Source organism: Kitasatospora sp. Root107 (assembly GCF_001424875.1).
Lineage (GTDB): Bacteria > Actinomycetota > Actinomycetes > Streptomycetales > Streptomycetaceae > Kitasatospora.
On record NZ_LMCT01000012.1, the window covers coordinates 697,915 to 703,591 of the forward strand.

Annotated in this window: 2 protein-coding genes and 2 pseudogenes; all 4 read right to left on the reverse strand. The window is 71.7% G+C overall.

Annotation, left to right across the window (positions count from 1 at the left end; all coding sequences use genetic code 11):
* Window positions 1–69: 69 nt before the first annotated feature.
* Window positions 70–1,437, reverse strand: a complete 1,368-nt coding sequence (gene manB / locus ASC99_RS14935) for a hypothetical protein (protein WP_057232078.1) — start codon at window positions 1,435–1,437, stop codon at window positions 70–72.
* Window positions 1,438–1,458: 21 nt separating this feature from the next.
* Window positions 1,459–3,628 (reverse strand): annotated as a pseudogene (gene glgB / locus ASC99_RS14940) (1,4-alpha-glucan branching protein GlgB).
* Window positions 3,629–3,708: 80 nt separating this feature from the next.
* Window positions 3,709–5,223: a phosphotransferase gene (locus ASC99_RS14945; RefSeq protein WP_057232080.1), complete on the reverse strand. Its 1,515-nt coding sequence runs from the start codon at window positions 5,221–5,223 to the stop codon at window positions 3,709–3,711.
* Window positions 5,220–5,677, reverse strand: a pseudogene (locus ASC99_RS39400) (alpha-1,4-glucan--maltose-1-phosphate maltosyltransferase); the annotation flags it as partial. The pseudogene ASC99_RS39400 and the gene ASC99_RS14945, both read right to left, overlap by 4 nt.

Genomic DNA, 5,677 nt, shown 5'->3' on the forward strand with positions numbered 1-5,677 from the left:
GCTCCGAATGCGGAGCGGGCCCGGCGCTGCTCAGCTCTGTGCCGTGCCGTCGGCCGGAGAGCGCCCGGCTCAGCCGTCCTGGTCGGCTCCCCGGACTGCCCGCAGCACATGGTCCGTCAGCGACCGCAGCGTCCTCTCGTCGGCCGCCTCCGCGTTCAGCCACAGCAGCGGCTCGGTGTCGGAGGCCCGGAGATTGAACCAGGAGCCGTCCGCGAACTCCGCCGTCAGACCGTCCAGCCGGTCCACCCTGGCGCCGGAGTCGCCCAGGGTGCGCGCGACCGCGATCACCGCCTCGGCCGGGTCGGCGACCTCCAGGCCGACCTCACCCGAGTTCACCCGGCGGCCGTGCTCCGCCACCAGCTTCGACAGCGGCTGATCGGCCGCGGAGAGCGCGGCCAGCAGGTGCATCGCCACCGGCAGGCCGGTGTCGGCGGACCAGAAGTCCCGGAAGTAGTAGTGCCCGGTGTGCTCGCCACCGAAGACCGCGTTGTGCTCGGCCATCAGCGCCGTGACGGCGGACCGGCCCACCCGGGAACGCACCGCCCGGCCGCCGGCCGCCTCGATCGCCTCCGGCACCGACCGCGAGGTGACCAGGTCGTGCACGACGGTGGCCCCCGGTTCCGCCGCCAGCAGACGTTCGGCCACCAGGGCGATCAGCGCGGACGCCGGGACCGCCTCACCCCGTTCGTCCACCGCGAAGCACCGGTCGGCGTCCCCGTCGAAGGCCAGTCCCAGATCGGCGCCCTCGGCCACCACCCGCTTCCTGAGCTCGGCGGTGTTCGCGGGCTTCATCGGATCGGCGTCGTGATGGGGGAAGGTGCCGTCCAGGTCGAAGTGCAGCGGGACGATCCGCAGGCCGGGGCGGTTCAGCACCAACGGCACGGTGAGCCCGGCCATGCCGTTGCCCGCGTCCACCACCACCTTGAGCGGGCGGAGCCCCGACAGGTCGATCAGCGAGTGCAGGTGGGCCGCGTAGTCGTACAGCAGCTCGACCGCGCGCCGGCGACCGGGCACCGGCACCCGGTCCGGACCGCCCTCGACCAGAGCGGCCCGGATCCGCTCCAGGCCGGTGCCCTCGCCGACCGGGACGGCACCGGCCCGGCACAGCTTGATCCCGTTGTGGTCGGCCGGGTGGTGCCCAGCGGTGATCATCGCGCCGGGAACGCCGAGCAGGCCGGAGACGAAGTGGAGGTAGTCGGTCGACCCCAACCCGGCATCGACCACGTCGACGCCCTGTTCCAGGACACCCCGCATGAAGGCGGAGGCCAGCGCCGGAGAGGTGTCGCGCATGTCCTGCGCGACGGCGATCTCCGGCGCCCCGGTGAGCTCGGCGAAGGCCGCGCCGATCCGGTGGGCCGAACGCTCGTCCAGCTGATCGGGCACCAGGCCCCTGATGTCGCGGGCCCTGACGATCTGGGCGGCCGAGTCGGGTGACATGGGTTGCTCGCTCCTTGGGGCTCAGTCGTGCGACGGGGTTCGGTCCTGCGGGACCAACCAGATGGTTGCGAGCGGCGGCAGGACGAGTTCGGCGCTGGTGTCCCAGCCCTTCCAAGGGACGGTCTCGGCGCTGACCACGGGCAGTTCCCCGGCCGCGCCGGAACCGCCGTACGCGGCCGCGTCGGTGTCCAGGACGGTGCGCCAGTCACCGCCCTGTGGCAGCCCGACCCGGTAGGCCGTCCTGGGAACGGGTGAGAAGTTGCTGACGCTGACCAGCTGCCGGCCGTCACCGTCCCGGCGGACGAAGGAGAAGACGTTCTCCTCGGCCGCGGTGACGTCCACCCATTCGAACCCGGCCGGATCGGTGTCCAGCCGCCAGAGTTCGGGGGACTCCCGGTAGGTGCGGTTCAGATCCCGGACGAGGTGCTGCACGCCGCGGTGATCGGCGGCGGCCGGCCAGTCCTCGCGCAGCAGCCACCACTGCAGTCCGGCGTCGTGGTCCCACTCCACGCCCTGGGCGAACTCCTGGCCCATGAACAGGAGTTGCTTGCCAGGGTGGGCCCACATGAAACCCAGGTAGGCCCGCAAGGTGGCGCGTTGCTGCCACCAGTCGCCGGGCATCTTGGAGACCAGCGAGCCCTTGCCGTGCACCACCTCGTCGTGCGAGATGGGCAGCATGTAGTTCTCCGAGTACGCGTACGTCATCGAGAAGGTGAGCTCGTCGTGGTGGTACCTGCGGTGGACCGCCTCCCGGCCGAGGTACTGGAGCGAGTCGTGCATCCAGCCCATGTTCCACTTCAGGCCGAAGCCCAGACCGTCGGCGTCGGTCGGCCGGGTGACGCCCGCCCAGGCGGTGGACTCCTCGGCGATGGTCACCACGCCGGGGCAGCGCCGGTAGACGGTGGCGTTCATCTCCTGCAGGAACCGCACCGCGTCGAGGTTCTGGTGCCCACCGTCCTCGTTCGGCACCCACTGGCCGGCCTCGCGGGAGTAGTCGAGGTAGAGCATCGAGGCGACCGCGTCGACCCGCAGGCCGTCGATGTGGAACTCCTCACACCAGTAAACGGCGTTGGCCACCAGGAAGTTGCGGACCTCGGTGCGGCCGTAGTCGAACTCCAGCGTCCCCCAGTCCGGGTGCTCGGCCCGCAGCGGGTCGGCCGGCTCGTACAGCGGCTCGCCGTCGAACCTGGCCAGTGCGAAGTCGTCCTTCGGGAAGTGCGCGGGCACCCAGTCGACGATCACCCCGATGCCGGCCTGGTGCAGGGTGTCGACCAGGAAACGGAAGTCGTCCGGACTGCCGAGCCGGGCGGTCGGCGCGTAGAAACCCGACACCTGGTAGCCCCAGGAACCGCCGAACGGGTGCTCCATCACCGGCATGAACTCCACATGGGTGAAGTTCAACTCCGCCAGATAGTCCGTGAGTTCGACTGCCAGTTGACGATAGGTCAACCCTGGTCGCCAGGAGGGCAGATGGAGCTCGTAGACCGACATCGGCGCCTCGTGCGGGGCCGTCTCGGCCCGGCGGGCCAGCCAGTCGGCGTCGTCCCACTCGTACGCCGACTCGGTGACCACCGAGGCCGTCCCCGGCGGGCACTCGGCCTGACGGGCCAGCGGGTCGGCCTTCTCCGAGACCCGGCCGTCCTGGGCCCACACCTCGTACTTGTAGCGGGTGCCCTCGCTGATCCAGGGGACGAAGAGTTCCCAGACGCCGGAGGAGCCGAGCCCACACCGCGAACGCCGTACCGGGAATGCCCTGCACCGTGCGCAGGTGCGAACCGAGCGCCTGCCAGAGCTGCTCGTGCCGCCCCTCCGCGATCAGATGCAGATCCAACTCACCGAGCGTCGGCGGCAGCCGGTACCCGTCCTGCTCGATGTACTCCACCCCGGCGTAGCTCACCCGGAGTTGGTAGGCCGGGACCTCGTCCAGATCCGGCAGCAGACCGGTGAACATCCCGTCCCGGTCCGGGATCAGCCGGGCCTCGCCCTCGCCGGTCTCCACCACCACCCGGTCCGCCCCGGAGCGCAGCACCCGGACGACCACCCCCTCGGAGGTGAGGTGCGCGCCGAGCACGCCGTGCGGGTCGTGGTGCCGGCCGCCGAACAGCCGGTCGTGCTCCTCCGTCGGCAGCGGCGCCGGTACGAGCGCCCCGGAGCGGGCGGGGGTCGTCCGGGTGGTCGGCGGGACTGTCACGGATGGGTTCCCTTTCGTGGAGTCAGGCTTCGTGGAGTCGGGCAAGGTGCACGGACGGCGGGGGTCTCAGCGGCCGGGTCTCAGCGGCCGGAGACCAGCCGCTGGATCGCGGCCAGCGGGATGGGCAGCCAGTCCGGCCGGTGCTGGGCTTCGTAGACGGCCTCGTAGACCGCCTTGTCCGCCTCGAAGGCGCGGAGCGCAACCGGGTGGCAGTGCGGGTCCATGCCACCGGCGGCGGCGTAACCGGCCGCGAACGCACGGCGGTTGCGCACCGCCCAGGCGTACGCCCGGCGGCTCTGGCGCAGCCGGACCGCGGAGGGTTCGCCCTCGGCCGGAGCCGCACCGCTCTCCTCGCGGCACAGCACCTCGGCGAGCGCCTGCTGGGCCGCGTAGTCGAAGGAGCGGAGCATGCCCGCGACATCCCGCAGGGCGGGCTGCGGCAGACCTCGTTCGGCGGCCGGGCGGGCCGGTTCGCCCTCGAAGTCGATGATCTTCCAGCCGTCGCCGCCCCGCAGCACCTGGCCGAGGTGCAGGTCGCCGTGGATCCGCTGCCCGTGGTCGCCGCCGCCGCGCAACGCCACCTTGGCGTAGTCGTCGTACAGGGTGGTGATCCGGCCCGCGTAGGCCTCCAGGTCGGGGACCAGCCGAACGGCCGCCTTGAGCCGCCGTTCCATTCCGCCCGCCTGGTCGAGGACGTCGGCCGGCTCCATCCTGGCCCGCCCGAACGCACTGGTCAGGGCGGTGTGGAGTTCGGCGACGGCCTCGCCCAGGGCCCGGGCCTCGGTGGTGAACCCACCGATCGCGGGCACCGCCCGGCAGGTTCCGACCAGGCAGTCGGCCGCCTGCTCGACCGCCAGCTCCCAGCCGTTGCCCTCGGCGGGCAGGAACTCCGTGAGGACTCCGAGCACCGTAGCCTCCCCGCCGTTCCCGGCGGTGCTCAGCCAGCCGACCAGCCTGCTGGTCCGGGGCGACCCGACCTCGGTGAGCCCGCGCAGGGTCTCCACCTCGGGGTGCGGCCCCGGCTCCGGGCTGCGCAGCAGCTTGAACATCAGCCGGTCTCCGTAGACCACCGAGGTGTTGCTCTGCTCCACCGAGAGCGCGTGCGGCACCAGTCGGCCCGGGTTCACCAGCCCCTCCGTCAGCGAGAGTCGGAGCTCGCCGACCGGCCCCGCCGCCGTCCTGACCAGCAGCCTGGACATCAACTCCGGGTCCTGGGTCGCCTCGTAGAGGTACCGGCCGTCCCACTCGCCGCCGGTCGCGGTGCCGATCACGGCCGACGCCAGTTCGGCGGGGAGCGACCGGCGGACACCGACCAGCAGTTGGTAGCGCCGGACCGGCGCACCGGAGCCGGAGTGCCGGGCGGTCAGCAGCAGATGAAGCAGCACCGGTGCGTCGCGGTCGGCGGGGTCGCCGGTCAGGACGGTGCTGCTGACCGGCTCCAGGCCCTGCAGGCAGCCTCGCTCATGGGCGAACCAACGACGGTTCACGAGCCATGGGACGAGTGCCGGCAGCAGGGGCCGCACCAACTCGTCCGCCTGGAGTGCGGGCCGTCGGACGGCCGCGACGCAGGAGTCACAGACAACGGCGGTGGTCATACGGGCGCCCCCCGGTCCACGGTGAGCAGGTGTGCGGGCGCCACGGCGGGGTCGAGCCGGACGTAGTTGTCCCGGCCCCACTGGTACACCGCTCCGGTCAACTCATCTCGTACGGAGACCTGTTGACCTTCGGTCAGGCCGAGGGCGGCCAGGTCCAGCGAGACGGTGGCCTCCTGCACGTGCTGTGGGTCGAGGTTGACCACAGTGATCACCGTGTCCGTCCCGCTCTGCTTGGAGTAGGCGAGGATGTGGTCGTTGTCGGTGGGGTGGAAGGTGAGGTCGCGCAGCTGTTGGAGGGCGGGGTGGCGGCGGCGCAGCCGGTTGAGCACGGTGATGAGTGGGGTGAGGGTGTTGGTGGTGGTCCAGTCGCGGGGGCGTAGTTCGTACTTCTCGGAGTGGGCGTACTCCTCGGAGCCGGGCTTGGTGGGTTCGTTCTCGGCGAGTTCGAAGCCGG